The following is a 23600-nucleotide window of genomic DNA, read 5'->3' as shown; positions in this document are numbered from 1 at the left end:
CCTCGGAGGCCGCGCTCCGCGCGGCCTCCGAAAACCCGCCCCGGCGGCAAACACACCGACGGCGGCGGCCAACACGCCAACGCGGCAAACACGCCAGCAGGGACGGCAGAAACACGAACGCGAGCGGCCAACACACCAACGGGACCGGCAAACACACCAACGCGAGCCGCCAACACACCAACGGGAGGGGCCAACACGCTGGCGGGGCGGCAAAGACGGGGGCGAGCGGGTGAGCGGGCTAGCTGCGCACTATCTCGTGCACCAATGGCAGCCGCTCGGGGGGTGGGCCTACTTGCACCGCGCCGTCCAGTGCCTCGAGTGCACCGGCGACCGCGTCTGGTGTGTCCGTGTGCAGTTCCAGCAACGGCTCCCCCGCCGTCACCCTGTCCCCCGGCTTGGCGTGCAAGAGGATTCCCGCCGCGTGCTGGACCGGGTCCTCGCGCCGGGCACGCCCCGCACCGAGGCGCCACGCGGCGACACCCACGGCGTAAGCGTCCAAACCGGACAGAACGCCATCGGCCGGGGCCGCCAGCACGTGCACATGCCGGGGCTTGGGCAACGGCGCTTCCGGATCACCGCCCTGCGCCGCGATCATCCGGCACCACGTCTCGTAAGCCGCGCCCGAAGCGAGCACCTCGGCCGGGTCCGCCGAAAGACCGGCCAGCGCCAGCATCTCCCGCGCCAGCGCCACGGTCAGCTCGACGACGTCCGCCGGCCCGCCACCGCGCAGCACCTCGACCGCCTCGGCGACCTCCACGGCGTTCCCGACCGCGCGGCCCAGCGGGGTGCCCATCTCGGTCAGCAGAGCCGTGGTCGCGACGCCGTGCGCGGTGCCGATCGCGACCAGGGTGCGCGCGAGTTCCCTTGCCTGGTCAAGGGATTTCATGAACGCGCCGGACCCGGTCTTCACGTCGAGCACCAGACCGGCCGAGCCCTCGGCGATCTTCTTGCTCATGATCGAGCTCGCGATCAGCGGGATCGACTCGACGGTGCCGGTGACGTCCCGCAGCGCGTAGAGCTTCTTGTCGGCGGGCGCGAGGCCCTCGGTCGCGGCACAGACCACCGCGCCGATTTCGTTGAGCTGCCGGGAAATCTCGTCCGTCGACAGCTCGGCCCGCCAGCCGGGGATCGACTCGAGCTTGTCGAGCGTGCCGCCGGTGTGGCCGAGCCCACGCCCGGACAACTGGGGCACGGCCGCCCCGCACGCGGCGACGAGCGGAGCCAGCGGGAGCGTGATCTTGTCGCCGACGCCACCGGTCGAATGCTTGTCCACGGTCGGGCGATTCACCCTCAGTGACAGGCATTCCCCGGAATCGATCATGGCGCCGGTCCACGCGCTGATCTCACCCGCGTCCATACCCCGCAGGAAAATCGCCATCGCCAGCGCCGACATCTGTTCCTCGGCGACGACTCCGCGCGTGTAGGAGTCGACGACCCAGGCGATCTGCTCCTCGCTCAGCCTGCCGCCGTCCCGCTTCGCGCGGATCACGTCCACGGCTGTGATCACGGCAGATCACCGGGGCCGAACGCGTCGGGCAGCACGCCCGACATCGGCATCAGCCCGGAGGGAGTGTCCACAACGCACTCCGGTCCGCCGTGCTCGTACAGCAACTGGCGACACCGGCCGCACGGCATCAGCAGATCACCGGAACCCGACCGGCAGGCGACCGCCACCAGACGGCCGCCGCCGGTCAGCCGGAGCTGGCCCACCATCGTGCATTCCGCGCACAGACCCAGCCCGTACGAGGCGTTTTCCACGTTGCAGCCGACGACCACCCGGCCGTCGTCCACCACGCCGGCCACCCCGACGAGCAGTCCCGAGTACGGGGCGTACGCCCGCTGCGCGGCCTCGACAGCCGCTGTCCGCAGCGCATCCCAGTCCACAGTGGACGTGGTCAATCCCCTTCACCTCTCCGGTAACGCGCCCCGTCGGCCTTCGGTGGTCGTAGTCGTTGCGACGCGACGGCCAGCACGATCAGCGTCACCACGTGCGCGGTGTACGGGATGAGGTCGCCGGGCAGCGAGTCGTTCGCCCAGTAGATCCAGTACAGGATCCCGGCGCCGATCACGCCGATCCCCGCGGCGATCCACTGCCTGCGGAACAGTTGCACCACAACGATGACGCCGAGCAGCAGCACCGCGCCGTACAGCAGCGCCAGCACCGCCTTGCCTCCGCCGGCCAACTGCAGACCATCGGCGTAGCCGAAGAGCGCGGCACCGCCGAGCAGCCCGCCCGGCCGCCAGTTGCCGAAGATCATCGCCGCGAGGCCGATGTACCCGCGCCCGTTGGTCTGGTTCTCCAGGTAACCGCCGCCGCCTTGCAGCAGCACCAAAGCGGCACCGCCCATCCCGGCCAGCGCACCGGAGAACAGCACCCCGATGTACTTGTACGCGTAGACGTTCACGCCCAGCGACTCCGCGGCGACCGGGTTCTCACCGCAGGACCGCAGGCGCAGGCCGAACCGCGTCCGCCACAACACGAGGTAGCTCACCGGCACCAGCAGGATCGCGATGATCGTCAGCGGCGCGACCCCGGTGACCAGCCCGTTGAGCAGGCCGGCCGCGTCCGAAATGCCCACGCGCTGCTGCTTTTCCAGGTTGCTGAGCCAATCCGAGAGGAACGTCGCCGAGTACGTGTCGAAGGTGTCCACCGTCGGCGACTGCCGGGGGTTCCCGGACAACGGCTGGAAGATCAACGTCGACAGGTACTTCGCTATCCCCAGCCCCAGCAGGTTGATCGCGACACCGGACACGATGTGGTTGACGTTGAACGTCACCGTGGCGATCGCGTGCAGCAGCCCGCCGAGCGCGCCGAACACGATCGCCGCGAGCAGGCCCACCCACGGCCCGCCGTGCAGCGCGCCGAAAGCCGCGCCCCAGGTGCCGAGGATCATCATGCCCTCGAGCCCGATGTTGATCACACCGGCGCGTTCCGACCACAGCCCGCCGAGCGCGGCGAGCAGGATCGGCAGCGCCAGGCGGAGCGCCGTCTGCGCGGTGTTGGTGGACGTCAGGGTGTTCACGCCGGTGGCATAGGAAGCGGTGGACAGCACGGCGATCACGCCGACGGCCCACAACGCGCCGCGCGCCCAGCCCGGCAGCCTTCGCCGCGAAGGCGGAGTGGGCATGGTCATCGCGTCGCCGGACTGGCTCGCCGTGTCGAGCGCCATCAGACCGCACCCCCTTCGGCGACCGAAGCCGGTTTGCCGTTGCCGAACGCCCGGCCGACGCGACGTTGCGCCGCCGCGAGGTCCGCCCGTTTCACCACTTCGTAGGCGATCACGACGGAGAGCACGATCGCGCCCTGCATGATCGTCGCGATCTCCTTGGGCACGTTGACCGTTTCCAGTGACACCGCGGACTTGTCGAGGAACGCCCACAGCAGCGCGCCGAGCGCGATCCCGCCCGGGTTGTTGCGGCCGAGCAACGCGACCGCGATGCCGGTGAAGCCGTAGCCCTGGGTCGAGGTGATCGCGTAGCTGTAGTCGCGGCCGAGCAGTTCCGGCATCGCGACCAGGCCGGCCACGCCACCGGAGAGCAGCATCGCGATCAGCGTCATCTTCTTGGCGTTCACCCCGCCCGCGGCCGCCGCCGTGCTCGATTCGCCGCTGGCCTTGAGGTCGAAGCCGAACCGGCTGCGGTTGAGCATGAACCAGTAGCCGAAGCCGATCGCCGCCGCGATGATCACGAACCCGAACAGCGTGGCGTCGCCGATCGGGATGCCCGGGATGCGCCCCGTCGGGTCGATGATCTGCGTGCGCAGGTTGTTGCCGGTGAGCACGCCGAACTGGTCCGGGTTGATCAGGAACGCCACGATCCCGCCGACGATCGCGTTCAGCATGATCGTGGAGATCACCTCGGACACGCCGCGGGTCACCTTCAGGATCGCCGGGATGGCCGCGTAGGCCACGCCGCCGAGCACGGCGACCAGCAGGATCACGACCACGTGGATCACCGCGGGCAGGTGCACCGCGCCGCCGACGATGGCGGCGACCACCGCCGCGAACCGGTACTGGCCCTCGACGCCGATGTTGAACAGGTTCATCTGGAACCCGATCGCGACCGCGAGGCCCGAGAGGTAGTACACGGTCGCGAGGTTCACGGTGTCCACCGCGGTGGTGCCCTGCCCGAGCTGCTTGATCATCGTGCCGTACGCCTGCAGCGGGTCCGAGCCCGAGATCAGCAGCGCGACCGAACAGATCAGAAGCGAGAAGACGATCGCCAGAACCGGCGGGAGAACCTTGGTACGCCAGGAAGTCATGCCGCTTCCGCCCCCGTCATCGCGCTGCCCAGCTCCTGCGGGGAGACCGTGGCCGGATCGGCTTCGCTGACCAATCGGCCGCGCAGCATCACGCGGATCGTGTCGGACAGCCCGATCAGCTCGTCGAGATCCGCGGACACCAGCAGCACCGCGAGGCCCTCGTGCCGGGCCACGCGGATCTGTTCCCAGATCAGTGCCTGCGCCCCGACGTCCACGCCGCGGGTGGGGTGTGAAGCGATGAGCAGCACCGGATTCCCGGACAGTTCCCGGCCCACCACGAGTTTCTGCTGGTTACCGCCCGAGAGCGCCGCCGCGGGCACCTCGATGCCCGGCGTGCGCACGTCGTACTCCTCGACGATCCGCGCGGTGTCCTTGCGCGCGCCCGCGATATCGAGCAACTGCCCGTGCGACACCGGTTCGCGGGTCTGGTAACCGAGAATCCTGTTGGCCCACAACGGTTGTGTCAGCAACAGGCCGTGCCGGGTGCGGTCCTCGGGGATGTACCCGATCCCCGCCTCGCGCCGCGCGAGCGTGCCCAGCTTCGTCAGCTCGCGGGCGTTGCCCTCGGCGTCGACCAGCTCGATCCGGCCCGCGTGCGCCTTGCGCATCCCCATGATCGTCTCGACGAGTTCGGTCTGCCCGTTGCCCTCGACCCCGGCGATACCGAGGACTTCCCCGGCTCGCAGGGAGAACGAGATGTCGTCGAGCACCGCGCGATCGCTGCCCTCGGCGTTGAGCCGCAGATCCTGCACGCGCAGCACGTCCCGGTCGGTGACCGTGGACTCGCGGGTCTCCGGGCTGGGCAGCTCGGAGCCGACCATCATCTCGGCCAGCTCGCGCGAGCTGATCTTCTTCGGGTCCACCGTGCCGACCGTGGTACCGCGCCGGATCACCGTCACGGTGTCCGCGATCGCGCGCACCTCGTCGAGCTTGTGCGAGATGAAGATGAAGGTGAAACCCTGCTGCTGCATCCCGCGCACCGTGTCGAACAGCGCGTCGACCTCCTGCGGGACGAGCACCGCGGTCGGCTCGTCGAGGATCACGATCTTCGCGCCCCGGTAGAGCACCTTCACGATCTCCACGCGCTGCCGGTCCGCGACGCCGAGGCTCTCCAGCAGCACGTCCGGCGACGCGTTGAGCCCCGTCTGCCGGGACAGCTCCGCCAGCCGCGCCTTGGCCTTGCGCCCGATGCCGTTGAGACTTTCCGCGCCCAGCAGCACGTTCTCCCGCACGGTCAGGTTGTCGGCGAGCATGAAGTGCTGGTGCACCATGCCGATCCCGGCGCGGATCGCGTCCTGCGGGTTGCGCAGCCGGATCTCCTCGCCGTTGATCGTGATGGTGCCCTCGTCCGGCTGCTGCATCCCGTAGAGGATCTTCATCAGGGTGGACTTCCCGGCGCCGTTCTCGCCGCACACCGCGTGCACCTCACCGGCGTTGACCGTGAGGTTCACATCGGAGTTGGCGACGACGCCGGGGAACCGTTTGGTGATGCCACGCAGCTCCACCACGGGTTGTGGTTCAGACAATTTCTCTCCCGCAGATGGCGTAAAGGGCCCGGGAAGGGATCGCCTTCCCGGGCCCCGCACGCGAGGTGTCCTGCCTACTTGGTCGGCGTGGTCGGAACTGTGACCTGGCCGGAGATGATCTGCTGCTTGTAGCCCTCGAGCACCGGCTTGATGTCGTCGATCTTGCCGCCCGAGGTGGCGTAGCCGACGCCGTCGACCTTCAGGTCGAACCGCTTGGGCAGCGCCGAGAGGTTGTTCGAAGCGACGGCCTGGATGTAGTCGTAGACCGCGACATCCACCCGCTTGAGCATGGACGTCATGATCACGTCCTTGTACTCGGCGACCGTCTGCTGGTTGTACTGGTCGGAGTCGACACCGATGGCGAGCGCGTTGCCCGCCTTCGCCGCCTGGAACACGCCCTTACCGGACGCGCCTGCCGCGTGGTAGACCACGTCGGCGCCCGCGGCGATCTCGGCCGCGGCCTTGGCGTTGCCCTTCGTCGGGTCCTGGAACCCGGTGTTGTCACCGGCCGGGGTCAGGTACTGGTCCTCGATCTGGACCTTGCTCGACGCGGCCTTCGCCCCGGCGATGTAGCCGGCCTCGAACTTCTGGATCAGCGGGGTGTTCACGCCGCCGACGAAGCCGATGTGGCAGTTCTTGCTCTTGTACACCGCGGCGATACCGACCAGGTACGAGCCCTGCTCCTCGGCGAAGACCAGCGGGGTGACGTTGGGCTGGACCACCGAGTCGTCGTCGATGATCGCGAACTTGATGTTCGGGAACTTCGGCGCGACCGCGCCGACGGCCTCGGCGTAGGCGAAGCCGACCGCCACGATCGGGTTGTAGCCGTTGGTGGCGAGCTGGGTCAGCCGCTGTTCCTTGGCGGCCTCGTCCTCGGTGGGCGAAGCCGTGCTCTCTTGGACGTCCTTGACGCCGAGGTCCGACTTCGCCTTGTCGACGCCGGCCGCGGCCGCGTCGTTGAAGGAGGCGTCGCCACGCCCGCCGATGTCGTACGCGAGCCCGATGCGAAGCGCGCTGGCGTCGACCTTGGCGCCCGCGGAGCTCGACGTCGTCGCGGCGGCGGCCGCACTCGGCGCGGTCGCGGTCACGCAAGAGCCGGAGTTCCCGGACGCGTTGTTGGTGCTCCCACTGCCACCGGAATCCTTGGCACACCCCGCCAGCACGAGCACCCCGGCCATGGCGGTGGCGGCCAGCGTTACGGCACGCGTTCTACGCACGCTCTTTCTCCCTCCCCGCTGGTTTGCAGCGGACCCGAGCCCCAGCCCGGCACATACCGGGCTCGACTGGCGAACCGTACCGTCGTGTGAGCAAACCGCCATATGGTTGCCACGGCCCGTAACCTAAATGTTTGCTTGGGCGTCGAGAGCGCAGCCGGACCGTCACAGCACGTATGCATCACCTGGTGGAGTGATCCTCACCACGCGGAGTGTGTCTGGTCGATCACACGAGCCAACCCGAGGTTGAGTGGGTATCCGCGCGCGGGTTTAGCATCCGTTTATCCAAGCTCGTTGACGTATTCATGCCACCGGGCACAGTCCAACCACGACGTTGGAGGCCGTTCACCGATGTCCACCACGGCTAGCCCTGCCGCCGATTCCGCGGCGGTGGAGGAGAGCGATCGGGGTGCCTCGCGCCGGAAGGGGACCTTCTACCGGGGCGACCCCGGCATGTGGTCCTGGGTCCTGCACCGCATCACCGGGGTACTCACCTTCTTCTTCCTGTTCGTCCACGTACTCGACACCGCATTGGTGCGCGTCTCGCCGGACACCTACAACTCGGTCATCGAGACCTACAAGACCCCGCTGGTCAACCTCATGGAGGTGGGCCTGGTCGGCGCGGTGCTGTTCCACGCGCTCAACGGCATCAGGGTCATGCTCGTCGACTTCTGGTCGAAGGGCCCCAAGTACCAGAAGCCGATGCTGTGGACGATCGTCGTGGTCTGGGTGGTCGTGATGATCCCCGGCGCGATCGCGATGCTCTGGCGGACGGCTTCGATCATGTTCGGAGGTGACGCGTCGTGACCCAGGAAGCACTGGCGCTCGACAAGCCCCGCTCCCCGCGGCGCCCCGCGGCCCGGCGGAACAACTTCGAGCTCTACAGCTGGCTGTTCATGCGCATCTCCGGGATGGCGCTGATCATCCTGGTGCTGGGCCACCTGCTGATCATGAACATCCTCGACGGCGGCGTGCACCGGATCAACTTCGGTTTCGTGGCGGGCCGCTGGGCGTCGCCGTTCTGGCAGTTCTGGGACCTGGCCATGCTCTGGCTGGCCGAGATCCACGGCGGCAACGGGCTGCGCACCATCATCGACGACTACGCGCGCAAGGACGTCACGCGTTTCTGGCTGAAGATCGTGCTGTACGTCGCCATGGCGATCATCCTGTTCGTCGGCACGCTCGTGATCTTCACGTTCGACCCGAACATCACCAGCTGATACCACCACCAAGGAAGCGGATATGCAGTTCCACAAGTACGACGTGGTGATCGTCGGCGCCGGCGGCGCCGGAATGCGTGCCGCCATCGAGTCCGGGCAGCGCGCCCGCACCGCGGTCCTCACCAAGCTCTACCCGACGCGCTCCCACACCGGCGCCGCGCAGGGCGGCATGTGCGCCGCGCTGGCGAACGTCGAAGAGGACAACTGGGAGTGGCACACCTTCGACACCGTCAAGGGCGGTGACTACCTGACCGACCAGGACGCGGCCGAGATCATGGCGAAGGAAGCCATCGACGCGGTGCTCGACCTGGAGAAGATGGGCCTGCCGTTCAACCGGACGCCCGAGGGCAAGATCGACCAGCGCCGGTTCGGCGGGCACACCCGCGACCACGGCAAGGCCGCGGTGCGCCGCGCCTGCTACGCCGCGGACCGCACCGGGCACATGATCCTGCAGACGCTGTACCAGAACTGCGTCAAGCACGGCATCGAGTTCTACAACGAGTTCTACGTCCTGGACGTCGTGCTGACCGACACCGAGGACGGCCCGGTCGCCTCCGGCGCGATCGCCTACGAGCTCGCCACCGGCGAGATCCACGTGTTCCAGGCGAAGTCGATCGTGTTCGCCACCGGCGGGTTCGGCAAGGTCTTCAAGACCACCTCGAACGCGCACACGCTGACCGGCGACGGCATGGGCATCTACTACCGCAAGGGCCTGCCGCTGGAGGACATCGAGTTCTACCAGTTCCACCCGACAGGCCTGGCCGGCCTCGGCATCCTGCTCACCGAGGGTGCCCGCGGCGAGGGCGCGATCCTGCGCAACGAGTCCGGCGAGCGGTTCATGGAGCGCTACGCCCCCACCATCAAGGACCTCGCGCCGCGCGACATCGTCGCCCGGTCGATGGTGCTGGAGGTGCTGGAGGGCCGCGGCGCCGGGCCGCACAAGGACTACGTGTACCTCGACTGCACCCACCTCGGTGCCGAGGTGCTGGAGACCAAGCTGCCGGACATCACCGAGTTCGCCCGCACCTACCTCGGGGTGGACCCGGTGAAGGAGCCGGTGCCGGTGTACCCGACCGCGCACTACGCGATGGGTGGCATCCCCACCAACGTGCACGGGGAAGCCTTGCAGGACAACGACAAGGTCATCCCGGGCATGTACGCGGCCGGTGAGGTCGCCTGCGTGTCGGTGCACGGCGCGAACCGGCTGGGCACCAACTCATTGCTCGACATCAACGTGTTCGGCCGCCGCGCCGGCATCGCCGCCGCGGAGTACGCCAACGGGCACGAGCACGTCGAGCTGCCGGAGAACCCGGAGAAGATGGTGCTGGGCATGGTCGAGCACCTGCGCACCGTGCACGGTGGCGAGCGGGTCGCGGACATCCGCACCGAGCTGCAGCAGACCATGGACACCAACGCGGCGGTCTACCGCACCGAGGACACGCTGAAGACGGCGCTGACCGACGTGCAGCGGCTCAAGGAGCGCTACGGCCGCATTTCGGTGCAGGACAAGGGCAAGCGGTACAACACCGACCTGCTCGAGGCCATCGAGCTCGGCTTCCTGCTGGACCTGGCCGAGGCGCTGGTCAACGCGGCGCTCGCGCGCAAGGAGTCCCGTGGCGGGCACGCCCGCGAGGACTACCCGAACCGTGACGACGTCAACTTCATGCGGCACTCGATGTCGTACAAGATGCTGCCGGAGAAGGAGGATCCCGACGCCCCGCTGGGCCTGACCGGGTTCCTCGCCGACATCCGGCTTGACTACAAGCCGGTGACCTTCACCCGCTACGAGCCGATGGAGCGGAAGTACTGATGACAGCGGTAGCAGAGCCCGTGCACGACACGTCGCAGGTGCCCGCGCCCGAGGGTTCGATCACGATCACGATGAAGATCCTCCGGTTCAACCCGGAGATCGACGACGAGCCGCACTGGGAGTCCTACGACGTCCCGGCGCTGCCCACCGACCGCGTGCTCAACGTGCTGATGAGCATCAAGAACTACGTGGACGGCACGCTGTCGTTCCGGCGTTCCTGCGCGCACGGCATCTGTGGCTCGGACGCCATGCAGATCAACGGGATCAACCGGCTGGCCTGCAAGGTGCTGGTGAAGGACCTGCTGGCCAAGGAGGGCAAGCAGACCACGGTCACGATCGCGCCGATCAAGGGCCTGCCCACGATGAAGGACCTCTATGTCGACATGGAGCCCTTCTTCGAGGCCTACCGGGCGGTGAAGCCGTACCTCATCGCCTACGGCAACGAGCCCACGCGTGAGCGCATCCAGTCGGCGGCCGACCGCGAGCGCTTCGACGACACCACCAAGTGCATCCTGTGCGCCTGCTGCACGTCCTCGTGCCCGGTGTACTGGAACGACGGCTCGTACTTCGGGCCGGCGGCGATCGTCAACGCGCACCGGTTCATCTTCGACTCGCGTGACGAGGGGTCGGAGGAGCGGCTCGACATCCTGAACGACCAGGAAGGCGTGTGGCGCTGCCGCACCACCTTCAACTGCACCGACGCGTGCCCGCGTGGCATCCAGGTGACGAAGGCGATCCAGGAAGTCAAGCGCGCGCTGCTGTTCAAGCGCGTCTGAGGTTTTCTTCCGGAAGGAAGCCGTGCGGCCCCGGTGGCCGCACGGCTTTTTTCAGGCCCTCCTGCGGCTCACCAGCACCCCGCCGAAAATCGCGGCCAGCAGCACAAGGCCACCGAAGACGAGGGCCAGGATCCAGCCGGTCGACGAGGACGCCGGTTTCTCGTCGGTCCGCACGACAAGGCCCTCCGTCATCTGCTTCTCCGACTTGTCCCCGAAGATCCCCGGACCGGCGGCCGTCGCGTAGGTGGGGCCGGCCTCCTGCTTCCCGCCGACGGTCAGCTCCAGCGTCACCGGCACCGGCTGGTTCGCGCCCTCGTCCGTCGTGGGCCCCACCTGCACGGCGATGTAGTACGTCCCCGCGATGCTCTGCGAGCGCGCCGACTGCACGTCGGCGTTCCGGTTGCCGTACCGGACGGGCACGGTGGCAAGCGCTTTCTCGTTCGGCAGCGTGGATTCGCTGCCGTTGTAGGAGCCGTAGTCGCGGTCGATCACGTCGCGGTACGGGCTGTAGAGCGTCGTGGTCACGGCGGAAAGGTTGTCCAGCCCGCGCCCGCCGGTCTGTCCGAATCGGACTTTGTACGCGAGCCCCTGCCCCCAATCGAGGTGCACGCGGTAGAAGACGTACTCGCCGCGTTGCAGCGTGTCGGTGTAGTTCCCGTTGCCGGGCAAGGAACCCGCGACGTTGAAAGAGCCACCGCCGATGACGGGCTGCGCGGCACTCGCCGGTTCGGCGAAGCTCGTCTTCGGCAGCACGGCGGCGGGGCCGGGGTCCGTGGCGGCGGGCTCGATGCCGACGAGCAGCTCGACCGGCAGCCGCTCCGGCACCCCGGCGGAAACGCGGTCCCAGGTGAGCGCGAAGTAATACCGCCCGCCCCCGGTGCATTTCCCCTTTTCCTCGGCCGCCTTGGTCCACGCCTTCGAGATCGTCAGCGCCACGCCGTCACTGGATTTGGTGGCTTGTGCCGTGTCGAAGGCGTAGCAGTCCTGCCCGTTTTCGCCGTACACGCGTAGTTGGAGCGTGTTGAAATCGTCGAGCTGGTTGATCCCGTCGAGGCGCGGGAACGAGAGCGTGCCGCTGAAGTACGCCGTCGCGCCCTGCGGCACGTCGATCGCGTAGTAGCGGGTTTCCTTCTGTCCCAACGTATCGAGGTACTGCCCCGCACCGGCGACGGGCGCGTCCCGCCAGCCGGCGGTACCGGTGATCTGCGCACCGGCGCTCTCGTAGTTGCGCAGCGCAACGGAACTCACCCGCGGCAGGACCTTCTCCAGCGCCTTGCCATCAGGCGCGTCGCTGTACGTGCCACCGGTCGCCTGCGCGATGCACGTCAGCTGCGCGCGGGACTGGTCGTCCACGCCGTAGCCGATGGTGTGCATGACGATCTGGGTGCCCTGCTGGGTCAGCTTCTTCGCGATCTCACAGGGGTCGGGCGGGGAACACGTGTCGAGGCCGTCCGAGACCAGCACGATCGAGCGCGGGCCTTCCTTCGGCAGCGTCTCGGCGGCCTTGGTGAGGGCCACGCCGATCGGCGTGTAGCCGCTCGGCGTGATGCCGTCCACGGCGCCGTTCAGCGACGCCTTGTCGACGCGCTGCGGCGCCTGCAACACCTGCACGTCCTGGCAGCCCGCCGTTTTCTCGGCGTCCGAGGACCCGGTGTGCGTTCCGTAGACCTCCAGGCCGACCTCGGCGGGGGCCGGGACGGAGTCGACGAAGGTGTGCACGGCGGACTTCGCCGCGTCCATCTTCGCGCCCTTCATCGAGCCCGACGCGTCCAGCACGAGCATCGTCGGCGCGTACTGCGGCCCCTGCTCCTGGGCCTGCGCGGGCACCGCGACCAGCGACAACGCGATCGCGAGAACCGGGACCAACCTGGCGAATCTCGACATGGCCGCTCAGACGGCGACCGGTCACCGGCGGTTCCGCGCGGTGCGGCGCGCTCCCGTACCGGACCCGTAGTGGCGCCCGGTCAAGCCAGGAAAACGGGCTGGTTCACTGTCGCTGTCCGGCAAGGTCCTTCTTGCGCGCCTTGAGCCCGCGCCAGCCGATGACCCCGATGATCGTGCCGAGCACGAACGAGACGATCGCCAGCACGAGGTGCACGTAGAAGAACGCGGTGGCCGAACCGTCCGGCGCCCACGACTGGTCACTGGCGGACAGGTTCTTCACGAAGGTGATCCAGATGATCCACGACCACACGCCGAAGGCCAGCAGGAACAACGCCACACGTCGAGACATGGGCCCGAGTATCCCCCGATCGAATCGCGCCGACTCCGGGGAACCCCCGAGCGTGTTGCTCTAGTCTCGTTTGGTGCGCTCCCGTTCCCTAGTTCTTGCCCTGGTTGCTGCCCTGCTGTCGGGTTTGCTGCTCGGCACCGGCCAGGCCGCCGCGGCGCAGGCCTGTCCCGACCAGCAGGCCCCGCCACCGCCGGTGGACACCTCGGAGCAGCCGGCGCCGGGCCAGGCCGCGCCGGCCCCGTTGCCGGTTCCGGCGGAGCCCGCGGGCGGGGCGCGGATGGGCGAGTGCGGCGTCGTCTTCCCCACCACCGCCGCGGCCCCGCCGGACACCACGGCGGCCTCCTGGGTGGTGCAGAACCTCGACACCGGCGAGATCGTCGCGGCGAAGAACCCGCACGCGCGCGAGCGGCCGGCGTCGCTGATCAAGACGCTGCTCGCGCTGGTGGTGCTGAAGAACTTCAAGGCGACGGACACGATCGTCCCGACGGCGGAGGACGCCAGCCAGGAGTGCACCTGCGTCGGCATCGTCGCCGGGCAGAGCTACACCGTCGACCAGTTGTTGCACGGACTGCTCATGCACTCCGGCAACGACGTGGCGCACGCCTTCGCGACAGCGCTCGGCGGAGTGCCCGCGGCAACACAGAAGATGAACGCGCTCGCGACGGCACTCGGCGCCACGGACACCCGCGCTGCCACGCCTTCGGGCCTCGACGGGCCGGGCATGTCGACGTCGGCGTACGACCTGAGCCTGATCTTCCACTCCGCCATGCAGCAGCCGGAGTTCGCCGCCGTGGTGGCCACGAAGGGCTACCAGTTCCCGGCGGTGGCGGGGAAACCGGCGTTCTCGATCGTCAACGACAACAAGCTGCTCGGCGTGTACCCCGGTTTCCTCGGCGGGAAAACGGGATTCACCGACGACGCCCGGCACACGTACGTCGGCGCCGCGAACCACAACGGCACGCGCCTCGCGGTGGTGATGATGCGCGCGGAGCAGCGGCCGACGCTGGTCGTCGCGCAGGCCACGCAGCTGCTGGACTACAGCTTCGGGCTCGCGCAGGCAGGCGCGCAGCCGGTCGGCAAGCTCGTGGAACCGGTGGCGGAAACGGAAACCGCGGCGAAGCACGGTGACGCGTCGGTGCCCGTGGCCGGGAAAGCCAGCGCCTCGGGACAGCACGATCCGTTCGGCGCGACCGGCTGGGTCATCACGCTGATCGTCGCGGTGCTGATCATCGCCGGATTCCTGGTCGCACGGCGGCGCCGAACCTCGTGACGCCCCGCCGCCGGGCCACTACCGTGGATGCCCGGAGGGGGCGGCATGGCAGAGGCACGGTGGCGAGGCATCGCCGCCACGCTCGCCGGGGCGCTGCTGCGGAAGTTCACCAAGAGCGACCGGTCTTGGGTCGCCACGACAGCGTTGGTGCTGGTCAACCTGCTGCCGCTGACGGCAGTGCTGTGGCGCGGCTGGCAGCCGGGTGACGTGCTGGTCGTCTACTGGCTGGAGAACATCGCGATCGGTTTCTGGGCGTGCCTCCGGCTCCACACGGCGCGCGGCCCGGAACGCCCTTCGGTGATCCGCGACCGCGCCGGAGGGCACGCCCGGCCATCGGTGCCGCTTTTCGTTGCGCTGTATGGGTTTTTCACCTTCGTCCAAGGCGGTTTGGTCGGCGCCGTCGGCCAAGGCCCGCTGCTTTGGTACCTGTGGCTGGCGGACAAGCTGACCGGCGCCGATTTCACCATGTCTCTCGGGGAGAACTCGTCGGTGCTCGCGCACTCACCGGGCGGTTACCTGGGCATGCTGCTGATCTACCTGTTCAGCCAGGGCCTCGCGTTCCGCGGCGACTGGCTCAAGCGCGGCGAGCGCGACAAGCTCGGCCGGGTGGACGTCTTCGACTTCACGCTCGGCCGGATGCTGGTCCTGCATTTCACCCTCATCGGCGGGTTCTTCCTGTTCGGCGCCACCGGAAGTGAGCTGGCCTGGGCCTGTCTGCTCATCGCACTGAAGATCGCGCTCGAAGTGACGCTGTACTACTTCTCCCGCAGGCGCCGCGCCCGGTCGTAAGCCGCGCGAAGCAGCTCGCGGACGGCGCTTTCCGTGCGGGCGCCTGGGTTCACGACGGCGAGCCAGCCGACCGTTCCGTACACGGGGTGGGCGAGCACGGTGTCCGTGACGCTCGGGTCGCCGGTGTCGCCCTCGCGTGGGGCGTGCCCGGTCCAGGCGGTGAAGGTTTCCTTGCCCGCGGCGATGTTCACGCGGAAAGCACCGGGCCGGTCGAGCCGCGAACGTTCGTCGCCGGGGTAGTTCTTCGTCACGATGGTCGCGAACGGCTGGGTGCGCTCCGGGACGAGGCCGTCCGGGGCGTAGTAGAAGAACGCGTCGCCCCAAGCGATTTCGGGTGTGCCGTCGCCGGGTTGCGGCAGCACGGCGAGGGTTCCGTCGAGGCTCGCGACGTGGGCGATGAGGTCGTCGAAGGTCATGGCTTCGAGCTTCGCATTAAAGTCCATGTGGAGACTTTCGACGCGATGACGAGGGACAACGGGGTGTCAGGTCGCAAAATGCGGACAGCGGACGTCGCACGGCAGGCGGGGTGTTCGGTGCAGCAAGTGCGCAACCTCGAACGGGACGGTGTGCTGCCGCCGGCCGCGCGCACGGGCACCGGCTACCGCGCCTACGAGCCCGCGCACCTCCAGTCCGCGCTCGCCTATCGAGCCCTGGCCACCGGAGTCGGTCCGGTGGAAGCGAAGCGGATCATGCGGACTGTCCACGAGGGACCACGCGCGGAATTCCTCGCGATGCTCGACGCGGCGCACGCCCGGCTGCACGAGGAACGCACGGAGCTGAGCGAGGCCCGGCAAGCGGTCGAGGTGATCTCCGGCGAACCGATCGGCGAAGTGCGCGCGGCGGACTCCATGAGCGTCTCCGAGCTGGCAGCCGCGCTCGGGCTGCGCGCCTCGACGTTGCGCCACTGGGACGCGGAAGGCCTTGTGGTGCCGGGACGAGAACGCGGCGCGCGGCGCTACACGCCGACGCAGGTGCGCGACGCGCGGATCGTGCACCAGCTACGCAAAGCCGGCTACCGCATCGAGCCGCTGCGCGCCCTCATGCCCGAACTCCGCCGCGCCCGCCGCCTGACGGACGTCGGCGAAGCCCTCAACGCTCGCGACGCCGCGATCACCGCCCGCTCGCAAGCACTCCTCGACGCGAGCGCCGCGCTCTCGGCGTTGGACGTCTAGGAACGACGGCGCCCCATCCAGGCCAGCACCGCACCGACCCCGAACGCCCCCGCGATGGAACCCGCGCCGGCGCCGCGGCGGACCTCCACCAGCGGCCGGATCACCGCGGGCGGCGGCGGTTCGACGACCGTGATCATGTTCTCGCGCGCCGTCGCCGTCCACGCCGTGACGAACAGCAGGAACCGCGAGACCAGGTTCGCGAACACCAGCAGCCCGATGATCGGCCCGAACAGCACGCCACTCGGCGAGGACGTGACGGTGGTCAGGTACACCGTCGCGACCTGCTTGAGCACCTCGAAGCCGATCGCCGCGATGAGCGCGCCCCGCACCGCGCTGCGCGCCGAGACCCGCTCCCGCGGCAGCCGCGAAAGCACCCAGAGGAACACCAGCATGTTCGCCAGCAGCGACAGCACCACGGTCACCACCTTGAGCACGAACACCGCCCAGCTCTGGTGGTCCAGCCCCGCCTGCCGCAGCAGCCATTCGCCGACGCCACCGCCGATCGCGGACAGCCCGAACGACACCACGAGCGCCAGCCCGAGCCCGGCCAGCGACGCCAGGTCCTTCAGCGTGGTGGTGACCTTCGGCAGGTTCTTCTTCTCCTGCCCCCACTGCGCGGTCAGCGCGTCCCGGAGGTTCGACATCCAGCCGATCCCGGAGTACAGCGCCAGCAACAGGCCGAGAACGCCGGTCGCGCCCCGCGACTTCAACGCCGTGTCGACGATCTTGCTCAGCAGGTCACCCAGGCCCTGCGGCGCGGAGTTGATGATCCCGTCCCGCAGTTCGTTCAACGCCGCCTCGTTGTTGGCCAGCACGAAACCGGCGATGGAGAAGCCCACCATCAGCAGCGGGAAGAGCGACAACACGCTGAAATACGTGATGGCGGCGGCGTAGTGATTGCCGTAGCGCTCGCCGAAGGCCTCGTTGGCTCTCATCACGTGGTCGAACCACGGATGCTTCCGGCGCAACCTCGGGACCAGCTTTTCTTTCTCTTCCGCCACGAACTGACGTTAACCACCCCCGCCGGGCCCCGCAATCGGAGAAGTGTCCACAAAGGACGCTTGTTTTTGTACCTACTAGTATGTACGGTGATAGTATGGGCGCCGACAGAGCACCGAAAGACCCCACCCCTCCACCCCCTGAAAGGGCTTTCCGGCATGTACGCCATGCAGTACGAGCTCACCCTGCCCGCCGACTACGACATGGGCATCATCCGGCGCCGGGTGGCGACGCGCGGCGGGTCCACCGACGACTTCCCCGGCCTCGGGCTCAAGGCGTACCTCATCCGCGAGCGCGGGGTGGCCGGCTCCCCGGTGAACCAGTACGCCCCCTTCTACCTGTGGCGCGACGTCGCCGGGATGGGCAAGTTCCTCGTGGGCGGCGGCGGTTTCCAGGGCCTCGTCGACGACTTCGGCCGCCCGCCGGTGCACCACTGGACGGGCATCGCCTTCGAGCGTGGGCCTGTCAAGACGCCGGTGGCCGCCTCGAAGGACGTCACGCGGATGCCCGCCGATCTCGGCGAGTCCCTCGCTGAGATCGGCGAGCTGGCGCAGCGCGAAGACGTGCACTCGGCCGCGCTGGCCTTCGATCCGACGGCCTGGCGGCTGATCCGCTTCGTGCTGTGGTCCGGGCGTGGGCCGGGCAGGTACGAACTGCTGCACCTGTCCCGGCCGGAGCTGGACGACCTTCCGCGCGGGCGGCAGTGGTAGCTCAGCGACCGCCTTGAGCGCCCTGCGCGCCTTGGGCCCCACCCGCCGGTCGCTGGCCACCGCCGACCAGGCCGCGCGCGTTGGTGTTGGACGTCGGCAGTGCCTGGCCGAGGTCGGCGAGCAGCACCTGCTGACCGGCCTGCAACCCGGAGAGCACCTCGGTCACGGCCGCGCCGGAGACGCCGACCTTGATCCGCGTCGTCTCCGTCTTGTCCCCGGAAACCGTTGTCACGAAAGCATTCGCGCCCTGCAGGTGGACCGCCGAAGTCGGCACCGTGACCGCGGCTTCCGCCGTACTGGTGATGATCGAGACCGACGCGGTGGCTCCCGGGTGCAGGGTCTGCGACGCGGGCAGCGAGATGGTCACCGGATAGCTCGGCGAGCCGGACGACGTGGTACTGGCGAGCAGCCCGATGGCGGTGACCTGCCCGGTCAGCGGCGTCGGACTGCCATCGGGGGTCACCGTGACCTGCTGCCCCGGCTTGATCTGCCCTGCCTGCGTGTCGCTGACCGACGTGGTCACCTGGTCCTCGCCGGGCCCGAACACCACGATGTTCTGCGAGGTCGACGCCTGCTGCCCGGTCGTGTAGCCGATCGAGCCGACCGTCCCGGTGATCGGGCTGACCAGCGTCGCCGCGGCCAGATTCTGTTGCGCCACCGCGATCTGCGCGGTGTCCGCGTCGATCTCGGCCTGGTCCGCGGCGAGCTGCTCGGCCGAAGCCGGGGTCGACGTCTTCGCGCTCGAAGACGACTTGCTCCCGGAGGAAGAACCGGCACTGGTCGAAGGCTTGCTGCCGGTCGAGGACTTGCCGCTCGACGACGACGGCGCCGACGGTTCCGGGTTCGCCTTGGCGGCGGCGCTCGCGGCCTCCGCGAGTGTCGCCGACAGCTTGTTCTCCGCGTCGGCGAGCTTCTGCTCGTCAGCCGCCGTGGTGCGCTGCGCGTCCTGCGCCGTCTGGATCGCGGCCGTGCACTCGTCCACCGTGTCCTGGTCCTCTGGCTGCTTGTCGTCACTCGCGTCGACGATCGTCTTGCACGCCTTCTGTTGCGCCGCAACGGCTGCCGACGCCGCTGTCAGGTCCTCGTCCACCTGATGCTGTGCCGACGTGACAGCGTCCTGCTGCGCCTTGAGGTCCGAAGTGGACGAAGCCGTCGTGACGAACAGCGCCGGCGTGGTGCGGCCGGCCGAAGACGTGGCCGTGGACTGGCCCGTCTGGTCGTTCGCCAGCTTCGCCTGCGCAGTGGCCAAAGTGGACTGTGCCGACGCGACCTGGCTGGCCAGCGACGTGGTGTCCAGTTGCGCGAGCGTCTGCCCTGCCGTGACGCTCTGCCCGACCTGCACCGGAATCGAAGCAACCTGGCCACTGGAGGGAAACGACACCGTCGCGTTCTGCACCGGCTCGATGGTGCCGGTGGTGTCGAGCGTCGCGGTGACCTTGGCCGGCCCCGCGACGGCCGTCCGGTACCCGGCCGAGGCGGATCCCGAAGTCGCCCAGAACACCGCCCCGCCCGCCACGACCACGACAGCACCGGCCACGGCGAGCACCCTGGACCGCTTAACCATTCCCGCCTCCGTTGCGCTGCCTGCCCTCGAACGTGTCACACCCGTTCGCGGTCGCCTGGCTGATCGAGATGCTCTGCGCGGTCACTGCGCCGGTGTCGTCCGCTTTCCCTTGCGCGCTCACGCATTCCCCGACCTTCAACGCCGAAGAGTTCGCCGGCTGGCTCTTCGTGTACGTGGTCGTCGAACTCACCGTCACCTGCACGTCCGTCGTCGCGCCGGTCTGCTGGTTGTCCTCCTGCACCGTGAAACCGGTACCGCTCACCGCCGACACCTTCCCGAACGCGCGCCCGCCACCGCCGTTCTGCGTTCCGGACGGACGCGCGCTGCCGGAGGGGCGCGACGGTCGCGAGCTGCTGTCGCCCTGCGGCCGCATCCCGCCGGCCTGGCCACCAAAGGAACAGGTGTTTCCGTTGGCAGCACTGATTTCCACCGTCTGCGCGGCGACCGGCGTGCCGGTCCCGGTGACCGAGACACAAGAGCCGGCGGTGACGTCGGCCAGCGTCGCGGCGACGCGGTCGGTGAACGTGGTCGTGTCCGAGAAGTTCACCGTGACCTGGCCGTTGCTGGTGCTCTGCACCTCGATGCTCGACGCGGCCACGGCGGCGACGGTTCCCGACGCGGCGGGCCCTCCGGCCCGTGGAGTACCCGAGGCCGGGGTCTGTGCCGCGGGGGTGGCGCTGGTGTCCGAGGAGCCACAAGCGGCCAACGTCAGGGCGAGCGCCCCGCCGGCCACCGCGAGAATTGTGCGACGCATGGGTTTTCCTCCGTTATTCACTGCGCAAGGCGTCGATCGGGGCGAGCCGGGCGGCCCGCGTCGCGGGGTAGACGCCGAAAACGAGGCCGATGGCGATCGCGGTGAGGATCGCGACCACGGTGGCCACGGGCGAAACGGCGATCTGGATGGCGATGAGGTGCGGCAGGATCAGCGCGCCGACGATGCCCAGCAGCGCGCCCAGTATCCCGCCGGATAGGCCGAGCACCGACGCCTCCACCATGAACTGCCGCCGGATCACCACCGGGCTCGCGCCGACCGCCTTGCGCAGGCCGATCTCGCGGATCCGTTCGGTGACCGAGACGAGCATGATGTTCATGACCCCGATTCCGCCCACCAGCAAGGAAATCGCCGCGACGCCCCCGAGCAGCAGGGTGAGCGTCTGGCTCACCGAACTGGCCGTCGTGAGCAGCGACTGCTGGCTCGCGATGGTGAAGTCCGCGGCCGTCGCGTCGGTCACGTGGTGCAGCGCGAGGAGTTCCTGGTTCGCCTCCTGGTATGCGGCCGAGAGCGTGTCCGAAGTGGTGGCCTCCAAGTAGATCGACTGCACCGAGGTGCGGTTGGTGCCGCCGATGAGCCGGTCGGCCGCGGTGCTGATCGGCACCACCGCCTGGTCATCTTCGTTCTGCGCCGAGGAAGTCCCGGCCGAAGCGAGCACCCCGACCACTTCGAACGGCGTGGTCCCGATGGTCACGCTGCGGCCGACGGCGTTGGTGCCGCCGAAGAGTTCCTCCGCCGTCGTCGCCCCGAGCACGACCACCGCGCCCTCACCGGTTTCGTCCGCGTCGGTGAGGAACCGCCCTTCCGACAACGTTCTCGCGCGCACGCCGAGCCAGGTCGGCGTGGTGCCGACCACCGACGTCGTCCACGTCGTGGAGCCCGCCGCCAGCGAACTGCTCTTGCTGGTGGTCGGCGCGACGGCGGCGATGTCCGGGGCGACGCCGGGCGCGGAAAGCGCGTTCGCGTCGTGCACCGTCAGCGTGGTGGCCGAGCCGCTGCCGCCGCGGACCCCCGTCGTGCTGCTCGTGCTGCTGCCCGGCGAAACGACGAGCAGGTTCGTGCCGAGCGAGTTGATCGCGGACGCGACCTGCGCCTGCGCGCCCTCGCCGAGGCCGACCGTCAGGATCACCGCGGCGATCCCGATCAGGATGCCGAGCATGGTCAGCCCGGAGCGCAGCCGGTGCGAGCGGATCGCCTCCAGGCTCGTGCGCAGCGTTTCCAGCCAGCTCATGCGCCCACCCCGGTATCGGACTCGATCAGCCCGTCCCGCAGCCGCACGACCCGTTTCGCATGCGCGGCAACGTCTTCCTCGTGCGTGATCAGCACGATGGTGTGCCCGGCCGCGTTCAGCTCGCCGAACACCGACAGCACCTCGGCCGTCGCGGTGGAGTCCAGGGCGCCGGTCGGCTCGTCGGCCAGCACCATCGACGGCCGGTTCACCAGTGCCCGCGCCAGCGCGACACGGGACTGCTGGCCGCCGGAGAGTTCGTTGGGCCGGTGGTCGATCCGGTCGCCGAGCCCGACGCGTTCGAGCAGTTCCACCGCGCGTGCCTTGCGTTCCGCTCGCCGCACGCCCGCGTAGCAGAGCGGCAGTTCCACGTTGCGCCACGCCGACAACCCGGGCAGCAGGTTGAACTGCTGGAACACGAACCCGATGCGGCGGTTGCGGATCAGCGCCAGATCCAGCTCGGTCAGGTTGCCGACGTCCTCCCCGGCGAGGGTGTAGTTGCCGGTGGAAAGCAGGTCCAGGCAGCCGAGGATGTGCATCAGGGTGGACTTCCCGGAACCGGAAGGCCCCATGATGGCGACGTATTCGCCTTCCTCGACCCGCAGCGAGACTCCTCGCAGCGCCTCCACCTGCACCACGCCGGTGGAGTAGATCTTGCGCACGTTCTCGACGTCGATGACGGGCACGGTCATCCCCCGAACCCGCCGAGGCCGCCGGTCCGGTTACCCCCGCCGAAACCGCCGCCGGTCCCACCGATGCCGCCGGTCCGCCCGCTGGTGCTTCCGGTGCCGCTCGGCCGGTTCCCCGCGCCGCCAGCGGCGCCGGCGATCATCACCTGGTCCCCTTCAGACAGTCCACTGAGGACCTGAGTCATCCCGTCGACCGTGGTCCCCGCGGTGATCGGCACACTGGTTTCCTTGCCGCCCACCATTTCGCTCACCGTCGCCGCACCACTCGTGTAGTGCACCGCGGCACTGGGTACGGCGAGCACATCAGTCAGTTGTTTGACCACAATGGACACTGTCGCGCTCGCGCCCGCGAACAACCCGGTGGGGCTGCCGGTGACGCTGATGGTGACCGGGTAGCTGGGAACCGAGGACGAGCCCGAGGCCAGCACTGCGACCGACGTGACGGTGCCGTACACCGGCGTCGTGGCCCCGTTGGGCGTGATCACGGCCTGGTCGCCGGTCTTGACCTGACCGACCTCGGTGTCGTCCACCGACGCGTTGACGACATAGGAACCGGTGGAAATCACGGTGATCTGCGCGGTGCTCGAAGAACTCGAACTGCTGCTACCGCTGCTGTTGCTCTGACTGGTCGCCGAGCTGCCGCCGGCCGACTGCCCGTTCCCGCCGTTGCCACCGGAGGAAGACGAGCTGCTGCTCGAGTTCGACCCCGAGCCGCCTGCCGAAACCTGTTGTCCCACAGTCAGGTTCACCGCGGCGACGGTGCCCGCGATCGGGGCGGTGAGCGTCGCTTCCGAAAGCCCCGCCTGCGCGTTGTCGAGCTGGTTCTGCGCGGCCGTGATGGCGGCTTCGTCCGCGCTGATCTGCGCCGAGGAAGCGCTTCCCGACTGGTCGGAGGAAAGTTTCGCCTGATCCGAGGCCAGCGAAGATTTCGCCTGCGCCACGCTCGCGGAAAGCGAGGCCGATTGCACGGTCGCCAACGACTGCCCCGCGGACACCTGCTGGCCCACTGTCACCTCGACCGCGGTGACCTGGCCGGAAACCCCGAAATTGAGGTCGCTCCGTTGCGCGGGCTCGATTGTCCCGGACGAGGAAACCGATTGTTTCAGTGTGGTCGTACTCGCCGCGACGAGCCGGTACGACGGCGCGTCCGCCGGCCGCGTCACCACCCAGACCGTGACCCCGGCGGCGACCACCACCACGACGGCCGCGGCCGCGATGGCCCACCGTCTCCGTTTCTTGAGCCTGCCCAGCACGGCGACCCTCTCTCTGTGCGCCCCAGAACGAACCAGCGGCGAAAGCTTCGCCGGTCATTCTGAAAAACAACTGAGAAAAAGGCCGAATTAACTGTGAATCAGGTGTGTAAATTG

General features: G+C 68.8%; 23 protein-coding genes. 8 read left to right on the top strand and 15 right to left on the bottom strand.

Features of this window, described 5'->3' with window-relative positions; genetic code table 11:
* Nucleotides 1-238 precede the first annotated feature (238 nt).
* The 6 genes from FPZ12_RS33985 to FPZ12_RS33960 all read right to left on the bottom strand — a co-directional run bounded on the left by FPZ12_RS33985 (nt 239) and on the right by FPZ12_RS33960 (nt 6965).
* The gene (locus FPZ12_RS33985) at nt 239-1507 is read right to left on the bottom strand and encodes a thymidine phosphorylase (protein ID WP_150980612.1); all 1269 of its coding nucleotides are present in this window, start codon (nt 1505-1507) and stop codon (nt 239-241) included.
* Nucleotides 1504-1899, bottom strand: coding sequence for a cytidine deaminase (locus FPZ12_RS33980; protein WP_243770176.1), 396 nt, complete (start codon nt 1897-1899; stop codon nt 1504-1506). Before FPZ12_RS33980 ends, FPZ12_RS33985 begins: the two co-directional genes overlap by 4 nt.
* Entirely contained in the window at nt 1896-3170 is a 1275-nt protein-coding gene (locus tag FPZ12_RS33975) for an ABC transporter permease (protein ID WP_144760494.1), read from the bottom strand. Before FPZ12_RS33975 ends, FPZ12_RS33980 begins: the two co-directional genes overlap by 4 nt.
* Nucleotides 3170-4261 (bottom strand): ABC transporter permease, encoded by a 1092-nt coding sequence (locus FPZ12_RS33970; RefSeq protein WP_144760491.1) that lies wholly within the window; start codon nt 4259-4261, stop codon nt 3170-3172. The genes FPZ12_RS33975 and FPZ12_RS33970 overlap by 1 nt, the downstream gene beginning before the upstream one ends.
* Complete coding sequence (locus FPZ12_RS33965) at nt 4258-5787, bottom strand: ABC transporter ATP-binding protein (RefSeq protein ID WP_144760487.1); 1530 nt, start codon at nt 5785-5787, stop codon at nt 4258-4260. Before FPZ12_RS33965 ends, FPZ12_RS33970 begins: the two co-directional genes overlap by 4 nt.
* Before the next feature lie 74 nt (nt 5788-5861).
* Nucleotides 5862-6965 (bottom strand): BMP family lipoprotein, encoded by a 1104-nt coding sequence (locus tag FPZ12_RS33960; protein ID WP_144760500.1) that lies wholly within the window; start codon nt 6963-6965, stop codon nt 5862-5864.
* 387 nt (nt 6966-7352) lie between these two features.
* Here FPZ12_RS33960 and sdhC point away from each other — a divergent pair, with 387 nt between their 5' ends.
* Genes sdhC through FPZ12_RS33940 form a run of 4 tightly spaced genes read left to right on the top strand, consistent with a single transcriptional unit; the run spans nt 7353 to nt 10807 of the window.
* On the top strand, nt 7353-7808 hold the full coding sequence (gene sdhC / locus FPZ12_RS33955; RefSeq protein WP_144760483.1) for a succinate dehydrogenase, cytochrome b556 subunit: 456 nt from the start codon (nt 7353-7355) through the stop codon (nt 7806-7808).
* The gene (locus tag FPZ12_RS33950) at nt 7805-8221 is read left to right on the top strand and encodes a succinate dehydrogenase hydrophobic membrane anchor subunit (RefSeq protein ID WP_144760481.1); all 417 of its coding nucleotides are present in this window, start codon (nt 7805-7807) and stop codon (nt 8219-8221) included. Before sdhC ends, FPZ12_RS33950 begins: the two co-directional genes overlap by 4 nt.
* A gap of 22 nt (nt 8222-8243) precedes the next feature.
* On the top strand, nt 8244-10031 hold the full coding sequence (gene sdhA / locus FPZ12_RS33945) for a succinate dehydrogenase flavoprotein subunit (RefSeq protein WP_144760478.1): 1788 nt from the start codon (nt 8244-8246) through the stop codon (nt 10029-10031).
* Nucleotides 10031-10807, top strand: a complete 777-nt coding sequence (locus FPZ12_RS33940) for a succinate dehydrogenase iron-sulfur subunit (RefSeq protein WP_144760475.1) — start codon at nt 10031-10033, stop codon at nt 10805-10807. Before sdhA ends, FPZ12_RS33940 begins: the two co-directional genes overlap by 1 nt.
* A 51-nt stretch (nt 10808-10858) precedes the next feature.
* Here the strand turns inward: FPZ12_RS33940 and FPZ12_RS33935 are convergent, their stop codons facing one another.
* Both FPZ12_RS33935 and FPZ12_RS33930 read right to left on the bottom strand, forming a co-directional pair.
* Complete coding sequence (locus FPZ12_RS33935; RefSeq protein WP_208026115.1) at nt 10859-12673, bottom strand: vWA domain-containing protein; 1815 nt, start codon at nt 12671-12673, stop codon at nt 10859-10861.
* 121 nt (nt 12674-12794) lie between these two features.
* Nucleotides 12795-13040, bottom strand: coding sequence for an SCO4848 family membrane protein (locus FPZ12_RS33930; protein WP_144752535.1), 246 nt, complete (start codon nt 13038-13040; stop codon nt 12795-12797).
* 73 nt (nt 13041-13113) lie between these two features.
* Between FPZ12_RS33930 and FPZ12_RS33925 the strand changes: the two genes are divergently transcribed.
* Complete coding sequence (locus FPZ12_RS33925) at nt 13114-14310, top strand: D-alanyl-D-alanine carboxypeptidase family protein (protein ID WP_424923663.1); 1197 nt, start codon at nt 13114-13116, stop codon at nt 14308-14310.
* Nucleotides 14311-14355: 45 nt separating this feature from the next.
* Entirely contained in the window at nt 14356-15099 is a 744-nt protein-coding gene (locus FPZ12_RS33920; RefSeq protein ID WP_144752532.1) for a DUF6498-containing protein, read from the top strand.
* Here the strand turns inward: FPZ12_RS33920 and FPZ12_RS33915 are convergent.
* The gene (locus FPZ12_RS33915) at nt 15066-15542 is read right to left on the bottom strand and encodes a DUF6194 family protein (protein ID WP_243770175.1); all 477 of its coding nucleotides are present in this window, start codon (nt 15540-15542) and stop codon (nt 15066-15068) included. The two genes, FPZ12_RS33920 and FPZ12_RS33915, sit on opposite strands and share 34 nt — an antisense overlap.
* 51 nt (nt 15543-15593) lie before the next feature.
* Between FPZ12_RS33915 and FPZ12_RS33910 the strand changes: the two genes are divergently transcribed.
* Nucleotides 15594-16271 carry a MerR family transcriptional regulator gene (locus tag FPZ12_RS33910; RefSeq protein WP_144752529.1) on the top strand — a complete coding sequence of 226 codons (678 nt, stop codon included), beginning with the start codon at nt 15594-15596 and terminating at the stop codon, nt 16269-16271.
* Here the strand turns inward: FPZ12_RS33910 and yhjD are convergent.
* Nucleotides 16268-17272: an inner membrane protein YhjD gene (gene yhjD, locus FPZ12_RS33905; protein WP_144752526.1), complete on the bottom strand. Its 1005-nt coding sequence runs from the start codon at nt 17270-17272 to the stop codon at nt 16268-16270. The two genes, FPZ12_RS33910 and yhjD, sit on opposite strands and share 4 nt — an antisense overlap.
* Before the next feature lie 156 nt (nt 17273-17428).
* Between yhjD and FPZ12_RS33900 the strand changes: the two genes are divergently transcribed.
* A complete protein-coding gene (locus tag FPZ12_RS33900) occupies nt 17429-17980 on the top strand; it encodes a DUF4865 family protein (protein WP_144752523.1) in 552 nt (183 codons plus the stop codon).
* Nucleotide 17981: 1 nt separating this feature from the next.
* Here FPZ12_RS33900 and FPZ12_RS33895 read toward each other — a convergent pair whose 3' ends face one another.
* From FPZ12_RS33895 to FPZ12_RS33875, 5 genes are read right to left on the bottom strand one after another with little or no spacing between them, the layout of a single operon-like run.
* Nucleotides 17982-19544, bottom strand: coding sequence for an efflux RND transporter periplasmic adaptor subunit (locus FPZ12_RS33895; protein ID WP_144752520.1), 1563 nt, complete (start codon nt 19542-19544; stop codon nt 17982-17984).
* A complete protein-coding gene (locus tag FPZ12_RS33890) occupies nt 19537-20298 on the bottom strand; it encodes a DUF5666 domain-containing protein (RefSeq protein ID WP_144752517.1) in 762 nt (253 codons plus the stop codon). Before FPZ12_RS33890 ends, FPZ12_RS33895 begins: the two co-directional genes overlap by 8 nt.
* Before the next feature lie 13 nt (nt 20299-20311).
* Nucleotides 20312-21547, bottom strand: coding sequence for an ABC transporter permease (locus tag FPZ12_RS33885; protein ID WP_144752514.1), 1236 nt, complete (start codon nt 21545-21547; stop codon nt 20312-20314).
* Complete coding sequence (locus FPZ12_RS33880) at nt 21544-22236, bottom strand: ABC transporter ATP-binding protein (protein WP_144752511.1); 693 nt, start codon at nt 22234-22236, stop codon at nt 21544-21546. The genes FPZ12_RS33885 and FPZ12_RS33880 overlap by 4 nt, the downstream gene beginning before the upstream one ends.
* The gene (locus FPZ12_RS33875) at nt 22233-23486 is read right to left on the bottom strand and encodes an efflux RND transporter periplasmic adaptor subunit (RefSeq protein WP_144752508.1); all 1254 of its coding nucleotides are present in this window, start codon (nt 23484-23486) and stop codon (nt 22233-22235) included. Before FPZ12_RS33875 ends, FPZ12_RS33880 begins: the two co-directional genes overlap by 4 nt.
* Between the last annotated feature and the right edge of the window lie 114 nt (nt 23487-23600).

Source organism: Amycolatopsis acidicola (genome assembly GCF_007713735.2).
Lineage (GTDB): Bacteria > Actinomycetota > Actinomycetes > Mycobacteriales > Pseudonocardiaceae > Amycolatopsis_E > Amycolatopsis_E acidicola.
Note: the sequence above shows the minus strand (reverse complement) of the source record. Positions and strands in the feature narration are given on the sequence as shown.